Source organism: Sphingopyxis sp., assembly GCF_050725615.1.
In the GTDB taxonomy this organism is placed as follows: Bacteria; Pseudomonadota; Alphaproteobacteria; order Sphingomonadales; family Sphingomonadaceae; genus Sphingopyxis.
Genome location: NZ_JBOHHU010000024.1, coordinates 1 through 18,194 on the forward strand (window position 1 = coordinate 1; position 18,194 = coordinate 18,194).

The following is an 18,194-nucleotide window of genomic DNA, read 5'->3' on the forward strand; positions in this document are numbered from 1 at the left end:
TGGAGTGGGCCCCTCGGGCCGGACAGGGTCACGCAGCTGATTTGACCATGGGCCGGGAGTGTTGCTGCTCGAACTGCGCAGGGCTGACATAGCCGAGCGCGGAATGTAATCTGCGTTGATTATAGATGTCGTCGATGAACCTGGGAAGCTGGCCGGCGACATCATCGAAGGTTTCGAACGCCATGGGGTAAACCGCCTCGACCTTGAGCGTCTTCATGAAGCTTTCCGCCTTGGCATTGTCATAGGGGTTGCCCCGCCGGCTCATCGAGCCGACCATCCCATGATCGGCGAGCATCGCTCGATAGATGCGGGATGCGTATTGGCTCCCGCGGTCAGAATGATGCACGCATCCTGATCGCGGGCGCCGTCGTTCGATCGCCACTTTCAGCGCCGCCACGGCGAGCCGGGCGTCAATCGACCTCCCGATGGCATAGCCGACCACGCGGCGCGACCAGGCGTCGAGGATGATCGCGACATAAGCAAAACCACCGATGATGGCGACATAGGTCAGGTCCGCCACCCAGAGCTGATCGGGGCCATCGAGGATCATGTCCTTCGAGTGATCCGGAAAGACTGGCAGGTCATGGTCGCTGTCGGTGGTTGCGGTATAGCGCCTGCGGCGGCGCGGTTGCAGGCCATGCTCGCGCATCAATCGCTTGATCCGCTTGTGGTTGGCGATCACGCCCTGATGGCGAAGCGCGGCCTGCACGCGGCGCCAGCCATAGGCTTCGAACTCATCGCAGATCGCCGCGATAGCAGTCAGGAGTTCAGCATCGCCGATCCGCTCGGTCGGCACGTGGTAGAATGTCGATCTTGCGATGCCCATCAGCCGACATCCTCGCGCGATCGACATCCCGCCGGGCCGGTGATCACGGATGTACTGGCGCTTCTCGGCCGCGGTGCGTCGCGAAGAGCCCCCTTTAAAAACTCCAGTTCCAGCGCCTGTTTGCCGACAAGGCGTTCGAGTGCGGCAATCCGGGCCTCATATTCCTGGATCAGATCTGCCGCTCGCGCATCTTCATCAAGGGCGCCGGCCTCGTACTTCTCCACCCAGATGCGGATCAACTGCCGGGAAATATCGTGCCGCTTGGCAAGGGCGTGAAGCGTCTCGCCGCTCAGAAACTCCTGCGCGACCTGACGCTTGAACTCGACGCTATGGGATCGGTGTCTTGCCATGGGCTCTTCTCCAAAAGCCCGGCTACACGGTCAATCCAACTATGCTTCCTTGTCCGGCCCGAGGGGCCCACTCCAATAGGGGGTCCCTTTTGAACGCCGTTTGACACACCTATCAGGCGGTGCGTCTTCTTCTTGGCGATATCAGGCCGGAGCAATTCCTGACCGGCGCGGGCGAGGAAAACGGCTTCTTCGACGCGCTGTCGAACGGACCGGTATCGGCCACCGATCCGCGCGCGCTCGGCGGCGACCTTGTCGGGGCCAACATGGGGCCGCAGCAGTGACAGCGGTACGAACAGCCGAACAGATTGCGTGTTCAAGCTGGGATGATTGCAGCCTGCCCGTGCTTCTGCAGCAGACCGATGGCGTCCCGGTCGAAACTGACGAATGTATCGCCGCCGAGCCATTGGCCGTCATGAGCGATAACCCCGTCGGCAAAGTCTCCCCCCTCGTCCAGCATGGCGAGCCCCGCTTCGACCGCTTGCCCATCCACCTTCACATTGCTGGCGGAGACCAGCACGCGGATCGTCTCGGCCATCTCATGCCGGCTGACTTTGTACCCGCGAAGAAATACCCAGCAGAGCTCGCAAAGCGCCGGCAATGTAAGGGCGACCAGTTCAGCCTCATCAAGTTGGGCCTTGGCTATGGGACTCTGGACCATGTCGTCATCTGCGATCGCGCGAACGAGGATGTTGGTGTCCGCAATGATTTTCATCGTTCGCCGGCCCACCCTTTTGCGATGATCTCGTTCATCTCCTCGATCGAGATCGCCGGCTGGCCTTCTCGTTTGAGCATACCGAAAATATCCGAAATCTTACCGGTTCTCGTCAAAGGCCGGATCGCAATCCGACCATCGGGCAGCTTGTCGAGACTGATCTTGTCGCCGGGATGGACGCCGAGATGCCGGAGCAATTCCTTCCGCAGGGTGATCTGCCCTTTCGTCGTGATCGTGACGGCGTTCATGCAAACTATCCTTTCAGCCATCCAATGTAAGGCAAAACAACCTTACTCGCAAGATTGGTTCAGGCAGGGCAGCATCCTCGTCCTGCTAAGCATGATGAACCTGTTCGGCCCGCCAGCCAATGCCCAGACCATCAATCGCGAGGATGCTGCGCGAGCTGCAGTTCACCCGGTCGCCAACATAGCCGAGATGAACAGCTGGCTCGGGCGTGTGCCCGTAACGCGCGCCTTCCCCCCAGACCTTGCCCAGACATTGCGAGGTCAGCGCGACATTTTCGTGATCGAGACGAGTACCGCGTCTGCCTGCGTTCCCTGCGGCGATCTCTGGACCAAGCTTGCCGGCCTTCGATCCCGCTACGGGTGGGAGGTTCGCGCGATCGGCGAGCAAGAAGCGATGCTGCGCTCGGGGCGTCTCGGCTTGCCTTGGGTTGGCCATCCCGTCGCCTGGGTGCGCCCCGTCGCAGACCAGAACCGCATCATTCCGATCGCGATCGGCACCGACCATGCGCCGAATCTCGCGCGCAACCTCTATCTCGCAGCGAAGATGCTGACCGGGGTTCGACCCGCTGTCGGCGTCGCGCTTTCGAAGTTCACCCGGATCGTGGGTATTTCGCGAGAAAGGCAGTGGTGAACTGATGGCGGGAAAATGTGGTCGCCGCGATGCGGAATCCTAGCACTCGCCTTCCCATCAACCTTGCATTATTGGAGTTTCATTCCAGATTTGCAGGGTTGGCTCACTCGTCCGCCATTACCGAACAGAGACCAAGATAGTCCGCGAACGGATCAAAATCCCGGTCGCTGTAGAGAAGCTGTATGCCATCCTCGATGCATCGGGTAGCGATAAGTGTGTCGATTGTCTTGCGGACAGTGATGCCTTTGGCGCGTAAATGCCGAAAGTTTCGTGCCGCCTGAATCGCAATTTCGCGGCCGCCGATTTCGATCTGGTCAAGCGATCCCATCAAGCGCAATCCGACATTGAAATCGCGGTCGCTACCAAAGCCCTGTAACACTTCAGCCAGAATGATATCCCCAGTAAGCAGCGGCTCACTGCCGAGTAACATATCGAGCCGTTCGGCCTGGGGGGTAGCACTACCTCGAAAATAGTCGATCCAGACGCTGGAATCGACCAAGATCATCCATCGGTCCTCATGGCGTCGAGATCGCCGGACCAGGCGAGTCTGCCTCGAAACTTGCGGATATCCTGCTGCTTGCCAAGACGAAGCAGCGTGCGCAAACCAAGTTCGACGGCTTCTCGCTTCGTCTTAAGCCCAGTTGCGCGCAACGCCTCATCCATAAGCCTGTCGTCGATGACAATGTTCGTCCGCATAATGTGTATCCTTTTCAATATCTATACACATAGGTGAGGCGCTGGCGAATTGCAATCCCTCATCCTGAGACAAAGCGGCACTGTCGTGCCCACGATAGGCTCTACTCTGCTTCGTCCGTTGAGATGATGCTTTTGAACGCCCATCCAGCACTCAAGCTCCGGATGGGCCTGCATGTCATACCACGGCGTGGAGGAACTCCGCGGCCATGCCCAATCGACCAGTCTTGCCTCAGTTCGTGGCGGGGCGGGCAATTTCTGCGAGGCGCCCAACCCTCACGCGCTGGACGCGGCAGCATATCCTCAACCGCTTTTCAGAGAGATCACCCATGCTGTTTGCCCGCCGCCTCTCCTACGCTTCCGCGACTTTTCTCGTTGCGGCGACATCATCGGCACCAGCGGCCGCGCAGAGCTGGGCCGAGCATTGGTTCGACAATGTGACCTATACCTCGCCCGGCAGTTTCGAGGACCAGGCGCGCGGCTATGTGACAGCCGGCGGCTTTTCGGGGCGCGTCGACGTCCATAATGATTATCTGATGAGCATCACGCTGCCGAAAGTTCGTGCCGGCTGCGGCGGGATCGACATGTTTCTCGGCGGCATGTCCTTCCTCGACCCCGAATATCTCGTCCAGAAGCTCGAAAGCATATTGCAGGCGGCACCCGCGGTCGCGTTCCAGTATCTGCTCGAGACGCTCGACGAGAAGATGGGCAACATCATCTCGAAGATGGAGGCAGCAACCAATTACCTGAATTCGATCCAGGTCAACGACTGCCGGCTTGCCAACCGCATGGTCCAGATCGCCAGGGGTGACGGCAATATGAGCGGCATCATCGAGGAGATGACTGGCTACAAGTCGATCAAGGAAGGCTATGCGAAAAGCTATCAGCAGAGCCGCGAGAAGATCCAGGCGAACCAGAACAACCCGACCGAGGATCTGCGTGACGCGCTCGCCAATTGCCCGCGCGAGGTTGATCTGCCCCCTTCTGAGTGGTCCAAAATTGATGATATTTTGGATGACGAAGGAGAATATGAATGCCGGCCAAGAAGCATCGCCCGGAAGAGATTATCGGCAAGCTGCGTGAAGCGGAGGTCGTGTTGGCGCAGGGGGCGACGACGGCTGAAGCGTGTCGCCGGATCGGCGTTACGGAACAGACCTATTATCGGTGGCGTAAGGAATATGGCGGTCTGAAGACCGACCAGGCGCGGCGGATGAAGGACTTGGAGAAAGAGAATGCGCGGCTTCGGCGTGCGATATCGGACCTGACGCTGGACAAGCTGATATTGCAGGAGGCTGCCCGGGGAAACTTCTGAGCCCCGCGCGCCGAAGGCGCTGTATCGATCACATCAGAATGATGATGCCGGTGTCTGAGCGGCGGCTGTGCCGTGTGCTCGGGCAACATCGATCGACACAGCGCAAGGCGCCCCGCGGGGCGAACGACGAAGCAGCTCTGACCGAGGACATCATTGCGCTGGCCCGGCAATATGGTCGTTATGGCTATCGCCGGGTGACGGCGTTGCTGCGCGATGCGGGGTGGCATGTGAACCGCAAGCGGGTCGAGCGCATCTGGCGGCGCGAGGGGCTGAAGGTACCGCAAAGGCAGCCGAAGCGCGGGCGGCTCTGGCTGAACGACGGATCGTGCATCCGGCTTCGGCCCGAGTATCCCGGCCATGTCTGGTCCTACGACTTCGTCGAAGGGCGGACCCACGATGGTCGCAAATACCGGATCCTTTCGATCATCGACGAGGCGAGCCGGGAGTGCCTGGCGTTGCCGGTGGCACGCAAGCTCAGGAGCGATGACGTTCTGGCGGCGCTCGCCGAGCTGTTCGTCACGCGTGGGCCACCAGCGCACATACGGTCCGACAATGGCCCGGAGTTTATCGCGACGGCGGTGCAGCAATGGCTCGCCCAGATCGGCGTGAAGACGCTGTATATCACGCCCGGATCACCATGGGAGAATGGCTATTGCGAGAGCTTCAACGGATCGCTGCGTGATGAACTGCTCAACGGCGAAATCTTCTACTCGCTCGCCGAGGCCCGGATCCTGATCGAGGCCTGGCGGCGACATTACAACACCGTCCGGCCGCACAGCTCGCTGGGATACCGACCACCCGCGCCGGAGGCCGTTCCATCGCCAGTGTCGCCCTCCGGTTCCGCTTCGCTCCACCTACGGCCGACACTGGCGATGGAGGCGTCAATGCACTAACATATAGCCCGGACCACTCGGTGGGGGCCGGTCACGCCAGCTCGCCGGTCTTCGCGCCCGCCTCCGCTTCCTTCAACACCCCGATGATCTGCTCTTCCGAAAACCTCAAACGCTTCATCTGTCCGTCCTTCCTTCAAGACCGGACTCTAATCACTGTTGGAGGAAAATCAGGGGGTCACGTCAGTAGCACCACCGCTACCTGCGCGCCGCCATGCCCGGCGCCCACGATAAGCACGTCAAACTTCATCATCCCTCCGTTACGGCATCTTAAGCTTTTATGCGCGGTTTCCTGACAGGCGCCGAGGCAGCGCACAAGAAACAATGGCTATTCGGCCTGACGGAAGCAGGTAACGTGACTCGCTGCGCGCGAATTTTATCGCTGATTCAGCTTCGAATTTTGCCGTGCTGCACGGCCATCCCCGATTGCTCCGAGCGAAATGACGGCGTGACCTTGGACGCCGCGAGGTCCATTCGGGTGTCGATATCATTCAGTTCATGCACAGGCACATCAACTCTGAGGCATTGCGCCCTTGCGCTGAGATAGGATCCTATGCCGCGATCGCCCTGCAGCAGCGGCAGCATTTCCGCGAACTGATCCACCGTCAAACAGACAGGAATGCCCGCCTTGCCGTCTGGATATTTCGCTGCGGACGGACAGCCAACGGTAGCCGCGTCGGCGAGACGGCGCAGTGTCGCGGATGTGACAAACGGCATATCGCCAAGCATAAGTAGCAATTTTTCGCAATTTATCTCCACGGCGTGCCGCATGGCGACCGCGATCGACCCGGACAGACCGAGCCGAGCCTCCGGATTGCCGAGGAGCTTGGCGATACCTTCTGCCTCGGCCTCTTTCGCAAATTTGGGGCAGGTATCGCCGACGACAATGACCAAGTTCCTCGTATCGAACTCGAGAGCCGCATCCACCGCATGGCGTCCCAAGCGCTTTGAAGAAAATTCGACGTCAAGCTTGGGCCCTTCAAAACGGCGGGCCATGCCGGCCGCCATGATGGCTATGCAAAGCCGGTCGCTCACGGATGGGGGTGCAATGCTTCATAAGCGCCGACCACTTCCGATAGTATCGATAAGGCCAAGACTTCCGGCGTGCGCGCTCGAGGCACAAGCCCCACGGGGCTGTTGATGCGGACCAGGGCTGTATCGTCCCAGCCATTGGCGCGCAGCGACTCAAGCCGTCGCGCGCGCGCCTGAGCCCCGCCCTGGCAACCGATGTAGAAGGCCGACGTGTGAAGGGCCCACGCGAGAAGGCGATGCTCCCATTCATGATCGTGAAACAGGAGAAGAACCGCCGTCCAGGGATCTGCTGAAATCCCGGTGGGGACCGTATTCAAGGAAAAATGCTGACCGGCCACGTGCCATTCGACCTCGACGCCTGTTGCCTTGGCCTGCCGTTGCAGCGCCTCACACTCCGCTCCAGTTCCCACGACAAGTAACCGGAGCCGCGGAATGTAGCGTCTCATGCGCAAGAAATGGCGATCGTCGGCGGCCGGAACAGCTAAAGACAGCGCGGTCGCCCGGCGTGCGTCGAGATCGGCGACGCACTTCGACAGATGTTGCATTTGCGGAGCGGGATCAATCAGAATGTCGAGGCCTGACCCGCAAGGGAGACGAAAGTCGATGAAAGGCGATCCTTTTCCGTAGCGCAGCAATTTTATGATCCCGTCGCGCGCGGAAATTTTCGCCTGGCCCGCCAGTTCATTCTGCAGACAATTGTCGGCCAAGTCCCCTACCAGCGTACCATCGCGGCCGATGGCGAGTTGCGCGCCGCACCGACGCGAGAAGCTGCCGTCGATCCCTATGATTGTGCACAAGGCGGCCGGTGCGTCTGCCGCATAAACGAGGGCTGCGTGGTCGGAAGACATCATTCCTTTCCTGCATTCTTCGCTGGCCGTGCGATTTTGGAGGAGCTTGCACTCGAAACCGGGACCGACCTTTCAAGCGACAACATTTGTCGTCGCATTCCGTCAACTCGCCAGGATTTTGGCAACGGGCAGAGTGCGCAAACGCGGGCCGCCGGCATCCGCGATCGCGTTGACCAAGGCCGCGATCGTCACCGGCACTGCGTCCTCGCCGATACTGGCCGGCGGCTCAGTTGAGGGCAGGATTTCAATCGTAACCGCGGGCATCCGGTCAAGCTTCAGAATCGGATAATCATGGAAATTGCTTTGCTGCACCTGTCCATTCTCGACCGTAATCTCGCTATGGAGTGCGGTCGTCAGGGCGTAGGCGATCCCTCCCTCCAATTGGGCGTGGACGATATCGGGATTGATTACGGTGCCGGCGTCGATTGCGAGAAAGACATGGTCGACCCGCAGGCCGGCCTGTTCGTCCAAGCTGACGTCGACGATCGCCGCCTTTGTCGACGAAGGATAGCTTGGATAGTAGCTCGTGTCCCCTACCGCGAGCCCGCGGCCGCGTCCCCTCCCCTTCGGAGCGTGCCAGCGTCCTTTCTGGATCGCGAAATCGAGAAGCTTGAGGTGATTCTTCACCCGGGCAACGGCGATGTCGCGGTCCTCTATATCGGCGGGAATATAGGAAGGATCGAGCAGCGACCGGTAGAATTCGGGGACGTCGCGGCCAGTCAGCAGACGCAGTTCGTCGAGGAAACCGAAGTTCATCCAAAGATGCTGGGTGAAGCCGACGCCCCGCATCCAACCGAACGGAAGCGGCGAGTCGGGATTCCGCTTATAGGCAAAGCGGACATTGGGCGGCTGGAAAGGAAAGCGCGTTTCGCCATAGCTCTGCTCGGCCGACGTTCCGCTGGCGACAGAACAGGTCCAGACCGTCACGTTGCCGGCGCCGTCCAACCCCGCTTCAAAGCGCGCCGCCGTGATTGGCGCGTAGTAGCTCTTACGCACGCACTCCTCGCGTGTGAGCAGCAGTTTCACGGGCGTGCCCTTGCAGGCTAGCGCGATCTGCACCGCCTGATGGACAAAATCATTTTGCAGGCGCCGGCCAAAGCCCCCGCCGGCCGGGAGGATATGGACATGCGCCTTGTCGGGCGACACCCCGACCAGGCTGTGGGCGATGCGCCAGGCATCGTCGGGAAACTGGCTATTGGTCCAAATATGAACCTCTCCGCCATCGACATACGCGCTGCAGTTCATCGGCTCCAGCGGCGCGGGATCCATATAGGGATAGCTATATTCCGCCGACAGTGTCTTCGCCGCATTTGCAAGCGCGCTCCTGGCATCGCCAGCCTCGACAACCACTGGGGCATCGCTCCGGGCCTGGTTGGCAAGCGTCTTCAGATACTCTGCGCTTGAAAATTTCGCATGGGGACCGGCGTCCCAATCGATTGCCAGCGCATCGAGGGCGGTTTTGGCCTGCCACCAGCTGTCGGCGACGACCGCCACCGCATCATCCATCTTGACCGGCGCCGCCCAGACATCCGGATCCTCGCCTTCTGGAACGGGCCCATTATACCCGACCTTGGCTCCCTTGATCTCGACGACTTTGGGATTGCCCGGCATGTCTTTGATGCTGCTCTTGTCGATGCTGCGCAGCTTTCCGCCGAAAGTGGGACTTTGGCGGGCGGCCGCAAAACGCATACCGGGCAGTTCGAAATCAATGCCATAGGTAATTTTACCGTGGATTGCGGCATCCACATCACGGCGCGGAATTGCCTTGCCGACCAGTTGCCGGTCAGCTGCATCCTTCAGCTTCACCGTTTTCGGATCGGGAATCGGCATTTTCGCGGCTGCTTCCGCCACTGACGCATAACTCAGTTTCTTTCCAGACGCCTTGTGATGGATCGCCCCCTTGACCGCTTCCAGCTCGACTTCGGGCACCTTCAGCCGCGCAGCCGCGGCGCGAATCAACATAGTCCGCACCTGTGCACCCGCTCGCTGGGTCGGTTCGAACAAGGTCTGCGCGGAATGGCTGCTCAAGACCGCCGTCCAGACGTAGACATTGCCCCGCGTTGCGTTAACGGCCGGATCGTAAAATTCGCTCTTTAGTGTGGACCAATCCACTTCGAGTTCTTCGGCCAGCATTTGCGGGATCGTCGTCAAGACCCCCTGCCCGATCTCGGTTTGGGGCACGCGCAAGGTGACGCTGTTGTCGCGATGGATCACCACCCAGGAGAGAAGTTCGACCCCCGGTTCGCTATCATCGGGAAGCTTCGTCCGGTCCTTGCAGCCTGCGAGCGAGAGCGTGAAACTCACGCCCGCCGCAGTCACCAGCGCGCCCGTGACGAAACCTCGCCGCGTGAGAACAGGTTCCTTCACTGGCCGCCCCTCCCGCTCTGAGCCGCACTGCGGATTGCCTTGCGGATGCGGTTGTAAGTGCCGCAGCGGCAGATATTGGTGACACCCTGTGCAATCTCCTCATCGCTTGGGGAGGGATTGTTTCTGAGGAAAGCGGCAGCGGCCATGATCATGCCAGGCTGACAATAGCCGCATTGCGGCACCCCCGCTTCGCGCCATGCCGCCTGTACGGGATGCTCGCTGCTCGCGCCGAGGCCCTCGATGGAAGTGATTTTCGATCCAGCGGCCTGGCCGACTGAATAGGCGCAGCTGCGCACCGCGGCCCCATCGACATGAACCGTGCAGGCGCCGCACAAGCCTGCGCCGCATCCGAATTTGGTCCCCTTGAGTCCCAAGCTGTCGCGCAAAACCCACAACAGCGGCACGGCCGGATCGACATCGAGCCGGTGCTTCGTTCCATTCACTTCAATTTCGAGCATCCTGCGTCCCGTCTCCCATGCGATGCACGAAGGGCTTGGTGTGCCTGGCATTGAAAGTGTTAGAGGAAAGCACACCAACTTCCGCGCATCGACGATCCGAAAACGATAGCACTGCCACGCAATTATACAAAAGAATAATTATTTGGGCGGCGGCTCGGTGGAAAGATGCCGCGCCCATAGCAACCGTGGCCGCAACCTTCGCCCGGCGCCACGAAAGTTAAGGTGGCTCAAACCTCGCTTCGGTATCGACTAAAGCCCATGATCGCGTTGTTCGATAGCCTTAGCAAAGGCCATCGAGTCGAAATGGGCGTGCTCCGTGCTCACCTTGCCATCGACGATGGTGTCGATCAAAACGACCCGCCACGAGATTTCCGCACCGCCATTGGGCGCTCCCTCGCCGACATATCGAGCCTTGACTCGCAATTCGCCCACGACGGCCGTGCTGCTTGCAACAATATTCGTATATTCGACCTGAACGGTTCCGGAAACGAACTGTGCATTGTAGCCTTCAAGATACTCACGAAACGCTTGCTTGCCCCGCACGGGCCGATCCGAGAATGGTATGTCTATATAGACCATGTCCTCGTTGTAGAGCGTTAAGAGGTCATCCAGGTCGTTGCGCGCCCAAGCCTCGACCTGCCTCCTTAGCAACGCTTCGTTCTCGCGCGCGCGCTGCATTTCGACCGAAACCTCCATCATCATACCCCCTCGGCTCGCCGGAGCAACGATGCGTGTTCCGCCAGAAATTCGTCGAGACTGTGCGGCGGGTGTCCGGTGATACTAGCGACAACGTCGGTTACCAAGGCCGTGTCACCCTTGATGATGCTGCGCCCTATGTCGGAGAAATACTCAATGAATTGCTCCGGCGCGCCTGCACTTCGCAGCCGTGCCTCTGCCGCCTCGGTCGTCTCTTCGACGGGCCGGACGACCGCCCCGGCGACTGCCGATACGCGATCCGCGAGCTGGTCGAGGGTGAGCGCATCAGGTCCGGTCAATGTGAGTGCTTGCCTGCCGCAAGCCTCGCCGAGCAGGAGCTCCACGGCAACATCGGCAATATCCCTGGCATCGATCCACGATGTCGCCGCGCCCGCGGTGGTCATCACAATGACGCCGTCTTCGCGGATCAGATTCCCGAAGAAGCGGTCGTCGATGAAGTCCTGCATGAACCAGTTCGGCCGCAATATGGCGTAGTCGAGATTACTCTGCTCGATAACACGCTCTACCTGGCGCTCATGCGCGTCGTCAGCGCGCGTCTCGGCTGCGATTTCCGAGAGCAGCACGATCTTCGTCGCGCCAGACGTCTCCGCCAGACGCGTGAAGTCCTTGACAATATGCGTCACCTCGTCGGACTCGGGCTTTACAAGGTAGATAGCGTCGGTTCCATCCAGTGCGGGAGCCCAGGTCGAGCGGTTTTCCCAATCGAATGCCAGCGGGACGATGTTTTCTTGTGCGGCGAATGAAGGATTTCTCGATCCGGCCTTAACCGTGACGGCGCGTTTCGCGAGTCCGGTTACAACGTGCCTACCCGTTGTTCCGGTCGCCTTGGTAACCAAGATACCGCTCATTCCCACCTCCTGTTCTCTGGCTGTTTTCGCGGCTCTTAATCCCGGCTTGCTGGATCGCCAATTTCGAACCAAGTCGAACTCATAAATTATATATTCGTATAATATAGACGCTGTCAACGATTCCTTGATGCCTCCACCGATCCGGGGCGATCGAGAGAGAGTTCCGCCAAAGGACATAGAGCCGCGCCAAAGAACCTCGCAAATCCGTCGCCGACCCGACGAATTTTTTGCGCCACCCGCTACAAATGCGGATGTTACCACTTCCCTGTGCGACACATCCGGCACGAACATATATTAGATATTCGTATAATATTTCTGGCCAGGCGTTGGATCGCCTCAAGACGGCCGCTGGTCCCGCCTCCTGCGACGAACCGCCGCGGAACTGAAAGCCCGTGGGCAATATGTTTCGGCGCTTAGCGTGCGCCGCGTGGGTCGCGCCCGATCACGGCGGCGTTTATGCATTCGGCGGGAACAATGGGGCCGATCTGGGCACAGACCGCCGGCGCTGCAGACACGTCAAAAGCGGGAGGCAGAGGGGCCGATTTGCACTGATCAGCTCCCGGATCCCCGCTTGAGATAGCTGATCGTTTCAGACCCTGCGATCACATGAACGCGGGTTGCGTTAGGTCGGCACGATGCCGCGCAAGACATCAACATGACTTTTCCCGGCAGAACGCTCGATGAGGCGCTCGCCATCAGGCCACGGCTGCAAGCCCTTTCCGGAGACGCTCGCATTCATCAAGGCTTTTTGGACCAGACAGAATGGAGCGGGTCAATTCACCCGCAACGCCGTCCACTGGATCGCATGGAAAGCCGACAGCTCCAAGGCGGACGCGCCTTCTCTTTTCGTCCCGGCAGCCAGTCAGGGCGGATCAGACTGCATCCCGGCCGCAAGGAACGCCACCATATTATCGAGCATCTCGTCCTTCGACAGATTGTGGATCTTGCCTTCCGTCAAATCCTCGATACGCCCGAGATCATTCAACATGAACATATATGTGCCGACCAGGAACGACATCCGCAATCCGATCGTCCGTCGGGGCAGATTAGGAAGGGCCTGAGCCAGAACATCGACATACCGCTTCACCGAGGCATCATAGACTTCCTTGCGAAGCCGCAGGGCATGTTCTTCGGGTTCCGAATGAAGGCGGGACTGCAATTGCGCAAACGCGGCGCCGGCCTCTCCGCTGTGTTTCAAATCCCACTGAGGCTGGAGATAGGCCCGAATGATGTCTTTTACCTGAAGCGGTTGACCAGATTCGAGCAACCGGTCCAGCAAAACGTGACGATGCCCGGACAGCAGCCCGCCGCGCCGTTTATATACTTCGTCGAAAAGCTGCTCTTTCGTGTCAAAATAATAGCGAATCAGTCCCTGATTGACACCAGCGCGTTCCGCAATGTCACGAACGCTAATCCCGGTATAGCCACGTTCGGCAAAGGCGATTTCCGCCGCGTCCAGAATCTTTTCCTTCAGTTTGCCGTTATTCTTGGGACGCCCAGGCTTCCTTGCCGGCTTCTTTTTCTCACCCTTCACTGCATTTTCTGCAGCGACCGTGGCCTTGGAATCCATCTCAACTCTTTCCGAATTCAAGTTCGAGCCCTTTTCTAGCCATGAACGGCGTCACTGCCAGGAAGGGAAGCCTGTCCGCGGAGGTTCTGCTCGATCCATCCGACAAGCAAATCCGCGATCGCTGCGCTGTTTATCTCACTCATCAGCATGTGTCCATTGCCCCCGAGGCCATGCTCTTCAAGGCGGATATGCTCAGAAATATTTCCGCGATCGCGAATGAACGCGGCCGCGCGCGCATTGGCATCACGCATCCAACTTGCCTCGGCCGTGACGATTGCCACGGGTCGCTCGAACGGATCGGCCGTCCCGGCATAGGGCGCCGCACAAAGACCGTTCTCAAACGTTCCGAGTGGATGAACCATCCCAGGATAGCCCAGTGGCTCGATCGCGAGGATCCCCGCAACCTTGTCGCCGCCCTTGGCAGCTAGGGCCCAACCGCACGGACCACCGGCCGAATGACTGACGATGATCGTAGGGCCGGTCAATTCGAACAGTTGGTCGGCGATTGCCTCGACATGATGCTGGCTCGCCGCAAGCGTAGTCGCCATCGGACCTTGGCTCGCCATAAACCGGTCGCCAGCCTGGGGATCCTTGGGCCAGCGATCATGCTTTGCCGCCTCGGGCCAGAGATCATGCCGTGCCGGTTCAACAAAACGAGGATAAAGGAACCCATAGTCCGGAAGCGGCAACGCCGGGCCAAGTATCCGTTCGTTCCAGGCGCACCGCCCGTGTCCAGGGCGATCAAGGATAAAAACCGGATAGCCCGCGCTCAGAAAGCTATGCGCCCAGCCAGGCCGACCATCGGGTGTCCGCAGGAATTCGGACCCTTGCCCGCCCCCTCCGTGAACGAAGAGCACGGACACCGGCCGCGACTGCTCGGGTATGAACCACTCGACATAGGCACCGATCCCCGGCCAGATTTTGCCCTCAGCGTGAACGGGTTCACCGGTGAGGAACCGGCCGCCGAAGTCCTTGAGTCGATACGGCCCCACGATGACCTCAGAAATGAGTGATCAATTGGTCGGTGAAACTCAGTTCCCTTCGGATCAGTTCCTGATCCCCCGCGACGGTGCGGAGGAACTGAATTCGCTCCTCCTTCTCCTGGCCTTCCTTGAGGTAATAGAGGTTGCGCAGGTTGAGCGAAGCGCGCGGTGACGTGATTTCGGTAAAAATGCGCCGCCGGTCTTGTTCGTAGAATTCCAGAATGTCGTGATCGGCGCCATCATGTATCACCCGGTTCAGAGCTTCGATCAAAGCGAACGCATCGAACATTCCGCCCGTGAGGCCGAGGCCGCCGGTCGGATTGGTCACATGTGCGGCATCGCCTACGAGGATGACGCGGCCTACGCGCATCTTGTCCGCCACGCGCTGGTGCATTCGGTAGGGCGAGGCGGCCAGAACTTCGTACGGCAGATCGGGCAGGTGGTCGGCGAACATGGCATCGATGCGTTCGGGCAACCCCTCGAGGGGTAATTCCGGATCTTCGACGAAGGTAACGCGCCAAGCGTCCGACTGATCGATCTTGCAGATGACCGCGCCATGCTTTTGGTCGATCTGCATGACTGTCGGCGAATATCCCAACGATGACAGATCGATCTTTGTATTGGTCGCGATGTAGCGGTTGGGCCAGGTCACGCCGAAGAATTGCAGCCCGAGAACATCTCTGCGCACCGTGCTGTTCGCGCCGTCGGCGCCAATAAGGAAATCACCCTCCAAGCGTTCCGGCCCGCCCGGTCCGTCGAGCTCGGCGACCACGCCACCCGCATGCTGGCTGCAACCTTTCAAGCGCGCCTCGTAGCGGATTTCGATATTAGGAAGCATCGCGACATGGCGGGCCAGAACCCGGGAGAGCAAGCCTTGATGCAGATGCAGGGCCTGGCCGTCCTCATAGGCTGGCGAACCCGCCCACTCGATCATTTCGCCCGTGCTGTGGATGTGCCAGCCGAAGGTCTGCCGAAGGAAGCCCTCGTTGACACAGTCCTGCAGAAGCCCGAGCTTCTCGAGGTACGGCAAAACAGGATAGTGGTAGACAAGCGCTCGCGGACTATCGTTGAGCTGCGCCTCGGATTCGAGGATTGTAACGCGCGTCCCCGCTTTCGCGAGGCCGATCGCCGTGAGCAGGCCGGTCGGTCCCGCGCCGGCGATGATTACATGTTGGGTCATTGATCTACCTCTCCTTCATTAACCGAGCCCCGCCCCTCCAAAGCCCCGAGCTGGCCGAACCAGTTCAGGATGTCGTCGGAGCTGGTAACGTCGCCATATTTTTGGGCGATGTCATAAAGATTGGCTTCGTGCGGCGCGGACGCCCGGTCCGCGCAGCAATCGCGCGGCACCAGCACGATAAAACCGGATTGCACGGCATCGACGACGGTCGCGCGCACGCATCCCGATGTGGTCGCTCCCGTAACTACAACCGTATCGACCCCGGCAGCGGTAAGCAGACCGGCAAGATTGGTGCCATGAAAGGCCGACGCACCATGCTTGACGATGATGGGATCGCCTGCGGTGATGCCCGTCGCGCTGTCGATCTCGACCAACCTCGTGCCCGCCAACAGCGCCTTCATGCCGGTCGCCTTGCGAAGCCAGGGCAATGCCTCCGCCTCCCACGGCTGATAGGCGATCGTGGTGTAAATAACGGGAAAGCCGCGTTCGCGCGCACCATCAGTGAGCCGACGCGTCGCAGCGATCTCAGCCTTCATATCCGTGGCTGTGGGATAGCTGGTGTCGGTGAAGCCGTAGGAGAAATCGACCACGATAACCGCCGGACGGGTTCCTCTGGGAGCGCTGCGGCCGAATCCGGCCCTTTCATAAACCTCAGCCTGCGACATCGAACACCTTGCTTTCCGCCTCCCTCGAACGGCCGTTTCGGTCGAACTGGAGTTCCTTGACCACGATTTCACCATCGATCAGCACCGGTTTGCCATCGAGGAAGAGTGAGCAGCCGCGCATGGGAATATCGAGGTGGCAGGCCGTATCGTTCATTCCGCCAAGCTCGTTGTTGGGGCCGGTCGAAAACAGCACATTGCCGAGATAGCTGCGCGGCTCCATCCCCATGCCCCCGGGAAATTCGCCCGGCGTCATTCGATGCCATTTGGCATCCGGATTCATCCCCCAGCCAATATGGCTCATGGCAAATCCGCGCTCGTCCTCAAAGTCGGCCATATAGGATTTGACGAGGTCGGCTTCCAAGCCGCCGCGGATGTCCGTGATCCATCCCCGCTTGATCGTATAGGTAATTGGCTCGCGAACGTAGATATTCTGGGGGAGGAGCACGTCGCCCGGCCCCACGACGATCTGACCATCGACACCGTCATCGTCCCCGCCGGTAAATACGAAGCCTGAAGGCCAATGATCCCAACGCCCGGGCTGGTCCGTGCAGGCATATTCGGTGATGGTGGGGTATGTGCCGAGCTTGTAGATCACATCGGTTCCATGAGGAGAGGTGATGTGCATCGTCTTGGCCTGCGCCAGCAATTCCCCCGCCCGCTCGACTTTCTCGCGCAGTTCAGGGTTCGGCAACATGCGCGCGAGCAGTTCGGGCGGCTCGACCACGGTCAGCACGCGCGTGCCGGCCGCCTGGATCGCCATCTGCTCCGGCGAGAACAGCAGAAAAATGCAGTCGATGAGCATGTCGGCGTTCTTGAGGGCCTCAACCGCCTCCGGCATGGCGGCGAGCGACGTCTGGCCGACCGCCCACCCCCCCATGGGAGACGCCGCGGGAAGGCGCATGTGATAAATATTCGCGCCCAACGTCCTGCCGGCAGCGAGGAAGGCATCTGCATAGTCGAGGCGTTCGTCGCCCTGGGTGAGGACAATCAGGCGCTCGTTCGCACGCACTCCGGACATCTTCAGTTGATGCAGGCAAATTTCGATAAAGCTTGCGCGATCCATTGCGGACGCTCCAATTCTGTCAAATTCTGAAATCGCTGACGGCGCGCAAAAAACCATCAAGGTCGTCCCACGGGATCATGTGCCCCGCGCCCTCGACCGTCGTGATTTCGATGCTCGGCGCAAGGCGCTTGAACTCTGCGATGTCGGCCTCTTCGATCACCGGAGAGGCGCCGGCCACTACCAGGCGCATCGGCAAATCGAGGTGCGGCAAGTCCTGATGAATGTCGTCGGTGTGAAAACCCTTGTAGGCGGTGTCGATCGCATGAAGATCACAGCTATGGAGCCACTCCGCCCGCAGCGCGCGCTGCTCTTCGGTCCAGGTGGGGCAGAAGGTCTTCATGTCCTCCGCCGAACAGCCCCGCTGTGCCAACAGGATGGAGTCTTCGTACCAGGGCCAGGCCGAGGGATAGGGACGCCGGCCGGGTCCGCTTACCGGCGGATCGACGAGGATCAGCCCGCCAAAGACCCCCGGCGCCTTGCGAGCAGCGCGGATCGCCGTGCGTGCGCCCATCGAATGGCCAAGAACGATAGGTGCGTCCATTTCGAGCGCCTCAACAAGAGCGACCGCATCATCCGCCATCGCATCGAGCGAATAGTCGAGATCTCCCCCCTGGCTGAGTCCGCGCCCCCGCACATCCAGAACATGAACTTCGAAATGCGCCGAAAGGGGTTTTGCAACGAAGTCCCAGGTGACCGCCGGCGAGGTAATTCCCGGGATCAACAGCATTTGCGGGCCGCCCTCACCATGCTGGATCAGATGGTGCCGGATGCCGTTCGCATGGACGTTATAGCCGCGCATCGCCA

20 protein-coding genes and 3 pseudogenes are annotated in these 18,194 nt (G+C 60.0%); 4 read left to right on the plus strand and 19 right to left on the minus strand.

Going from position 1 to position 18,194, the window contains the following annotated elements; translation table 11 throughout:
* Window positions 1-28: 28 nt before the first annotated feature.
* Together ACREB7_RS07535 and ACREB7_RS07540 are read right to left on the minus strand one after the other, a co-directional pair.
* A complete protein-coding gene (locus ACREB7_RS07535) occupies window positions 29-853 on the minus strand; it encodes an IS3 family transposase (RefSeq protein WP_137868132.1) in 825 nt (274 codons plus the stop codon).
* The gene (locus ACREB7_RS07540) at window positions 826-1,176 is read right to left on the minus strand and encodes a transposase (RefSeq protein WP_058457711.1); all 351 of its coding nucleotides are present in this window, start codon (window positions 1,174-1,176) and stop codon (window positions 826-828) included. The genes ACREB7_RS07535 and ACREB7_RS07540 overlap by 28 nt, the downstream gene beginning before the upstream one ends.
* A 110-nt stretch (window positions 1,177-1,286) precedes the next feature.
* Here ACREB7_RS07540 and ACREB7_RS07545 point away from each other — a divergent pair.
* A pseudogene (locus ACREB7_RS07545) lies at window positions 1,287-1,457 on the plus strand (conjugal transfer protein TraF); the annotation flags it as partial.
* A 32-nt stretch (window positions 1,458-1,489) separates the two neighbouring features.
* Here the strand turns inward: ACREB7_RS07545 and ACREB7_RS07550 are convergent.
* Both ACREB7_RS07550 and ACREB7_RS07555 read right to left on the minus strand, forming a co-directional pair.
* Window positions 1,490-1,888: a type II toxin-antitoxin system VapC family toxin gene (locus ACREB7_RS07550; protein WP_431591675.1), complete on the minus strand. Its 399-nt coding sequence runs from the start codon at window positions 1,886-1,888 to the stop codon at window positions 1,490-1,492.
* Window positions 1,885-2,136 carry an AbrB/MazE/SpoVT family DNA-binding domain-containing protein gene (locus tag ACREB7_RS07555; RefSeq protein WP_431591676.1) on the minus strand — a complete coding sequence of 84 codons (252 nt, stop codon included), beginning with the start codon at window positions 2,134-2,136 and terminating at the stop codon, window positions 1,885-1,887. Before ACREB7_RS07555 ends, ACREB7_RS07550 begins: the two co-directional genes overlap by 4 nt.
* 91 nt (window positions 2,137-2,227) lie before the next feature.
* On the opposite strand from ACREB7_RS07555, the gene ACREB7_RS07560 reads away from it, so the two are divergent.
* Window positions 2,228-2,764, plus strand: a complete 537-nt coding sequence (locus ACREB7_RS07560) for a hypothetical protein (RefSeq protein ID WP_431591702.1) — start codon at window positions 2,228-2,230, stop codon at window positions 2,762-2,764.
* 103 nt (window positions 2,765-2,867) lie between these two features.
* Here ACREB7_RS07560 and vapC read toward each other — a convergent pair whose 3' ends face one another.
* A complete protein-coding gene (vapC, locus tag ACREB7_RS07565) occupies window positions 2,868-3,269 on the minus strand; it encodes a type II toxin-antitoxin system VapC family toxin (RefSeq protein WP_431591677.1) in 402 nt (133 codons plus the stop codon).
* The gene (locus ACREB7_RS07570; RefSeq protein ID WP_431591678.1) at window positions 3,266-3,460 is read right to left on the minus strand and encodes a type II toxin-antitoxin system VapB family antitoxin; all 195 of its coding nucleotides are present in this window, start codon (window positions 3,458-3,460) and stop codon (window positions 3,266-3,268) included. The genes vapC and ACREB7_RS07570 overlap by 4 nt, the downstream gene beginning before the upstream one ends.
* Before the next feature lie 326 nt (window positions 3,461-3,786).
* Here ACREB7_RS07570 and ACREB7_RS07575 point away from each other — a divergent pair.
* Window positions 3,787-4,428, plus strand: a pseudogene (locus ACREB7_RS07575) (conjugal transfer protein TraH); the annotation flags it as partial.
* A 62-nt stretch (window positions 4,429-4,490) separates the two neighbouring features.
* A protein-coding gene (locus tag ACREB7_RS07580) for an IS3 family transposase (protein WP_120218721.1) occupies window positions 4,491-5,662 on the plus strand; the annotation gives its coding sequence in 2 pieces (ribosomal slippage) (window positions 4,491-4,755 and window positions 4,755-5,662; 1,173 coding nt in all).
* 34 nt (window positions 5,663-5,696) lie between these two features.
* On the opposite strand, the pseudogene ACREB7_RS07585 reads toward ACREB7_RS07580, so the two are convergent.
* The 13 genes and pseudogenes from ACREB7_RS07585 to ndpF form a co-directional block, all read right to left on the minus strand.
* Window positions 5,697-5,780: pseudogene (locus ACREB7_RS07585) on the minus strand (transposase); the annotation flags it as partial.
* Window positions 5,781-6,046: 266 nt separating this feature from the next.
* A complete protein-coding gene (locus tag ACREB7_RS07590) occupies window positions 6,047-6,667 on the minus strand; it encodes a nucleotidyltransferase family protein (RefSeq protein WP_431591703.1) in 621 nt (206 codons plus the stop codon).
* Window positions 6,668-6,690: 23 nt separating this feature from the next.
* Complete coding sequence (locus ACREB7_RS07595; RefSeq protein ID WP_431591679.1) at window positions 6,691-7,539, minus strand: XdhC family protein; 849 nt, start codon at window positions 7,537-7,539, stop codon at window positions 6,691-6,693.
* Window positions 7,540-7,641: 102 nt separating this feature from the next.
* Entirely contained in the window at window positions 7,642-9,906 is a 2,265-nt protein-coding gene (locus ACREB7_RS07600; RefSeq protein WP_431591680.1) for a molybdopterin cofactor-binding domain-containing protein, read from the minus strand.
* Window positions 9,903-10,364: a (2Fe-2S)-binding protein gene (locus ACREB7_RS07605; protein ID WP_381516422.1), complete on the minus strand. Its 462-nt coding sequence runs from the start codon at window positions 10,362-10,364 to the stop codon at window positions 9,903-9,905. Before ACREB7_RS07605 ends, ACREB7_RS07600 begins: the two co-directional genes overlap by 4 nt.
* A gap of 249 nt (window positions 10,365-10,613) precedes the next feature.
* Window positions 10,614-11,060: a nuclear transport factor 2 family protein gene (locus tag ACREB7_RS07610; protein WP_431591681.1), complete on the minus strand. Its 447-nt coding sequence runs from the start codon at window positions 11,058-11,060 to the stop codon at window positions 10,614-10,616.
* Window positions 11,061-11,062: 2 nt separating this feature from the next.
* Entirely contained in the window at window positions 11,063-11,929 is an 867-nt protein-coding gene (locus ACREB7_RS07615) for an NAD(P)H-binding protein (protein ID WP_431591682.1), read from the minus strand.
* An 862-nt stretch (window positions 11,930-12,791) separates the two neighbouring features.
* Window positions 12,792-13,499: a TetR/AcrR family transcriptional regulator gene (locus ACREB7_RS07620; RefSeq protein WP_431591683.1), complete on the minus strand. Its 708-nt coding sequence runs from the start codon at window positions 13,497-13,499 to the stop codon at window positions 12,792-12,794.
* A gap of 35 nt (window positions 13,500-13,534) precedes the next feature.
* Window positions 13,535-14,491 carry an alpha/beta fold hydrolase gene (locus ACREB7_RS07625; RefSeq protein ID WP_381516409.1) on the minus strand — a complete coding sequence of 319 codons (957 nt, stop codon included), beginning with the start codon at window positions 14,489-14,491 and terminating at the stop codon, window positions 13,535-13,537.
* A gap of 7 nt (window positions 14,492-14,498) precedes the next feature.
* Entirely contained in the window at window positions 14,499-15,662 is a 1,164-nt protein-coding gene (locus tag ACREB7_RS07630; RefSeq protein WP_381516406.1) for an FAD-dependent oxidoreductase, read from the minus strand.
* Window positions 15,659-16,327 (minus strand): isochorismatase family protein, encoded by a 669-nt coding sequence (locus tag ACREB7_RS07635; protein WP_381516404.1) that lies wholly within the window; start codon window positions 16,325-16,327, stop codon window positions 15,659-15,661. Before ACREB7_RS07635 ends, ACREB7_RS07630 begins: the two co-directional genes overlap by 4 nt.
* Window positions 16,314-17,390, minus strand: a complete 1,077-nt coding sequence (gene ndpE, locus ACREB7_RS07640) for a 2,5-dihydroxypyridine 5,6-dioxygenase (protein WP_381516401.1) — start codon at window positions 17,388-17,390, stop codon at window positions 16,314-16,316. Before ndpE ends, ACREB7_RS07635 begins: the two co-directional genes overlap by 14 nt.
* Window positions 17,391-17,409: 19 nt before the next feature.
* A complete protein-coding gene (gene ndpF, locus ACREB7_RS07645) occupies window positions 17,410-18,189 on the minus strand; it encodes an N-formylmaleamate deformylase (RefSeq protein WP_431591684.1) in 780 nt (259 codons plus the stop codon).
* Window positions 18,190-18,194 lie beyond the last annotated feature (5 nt).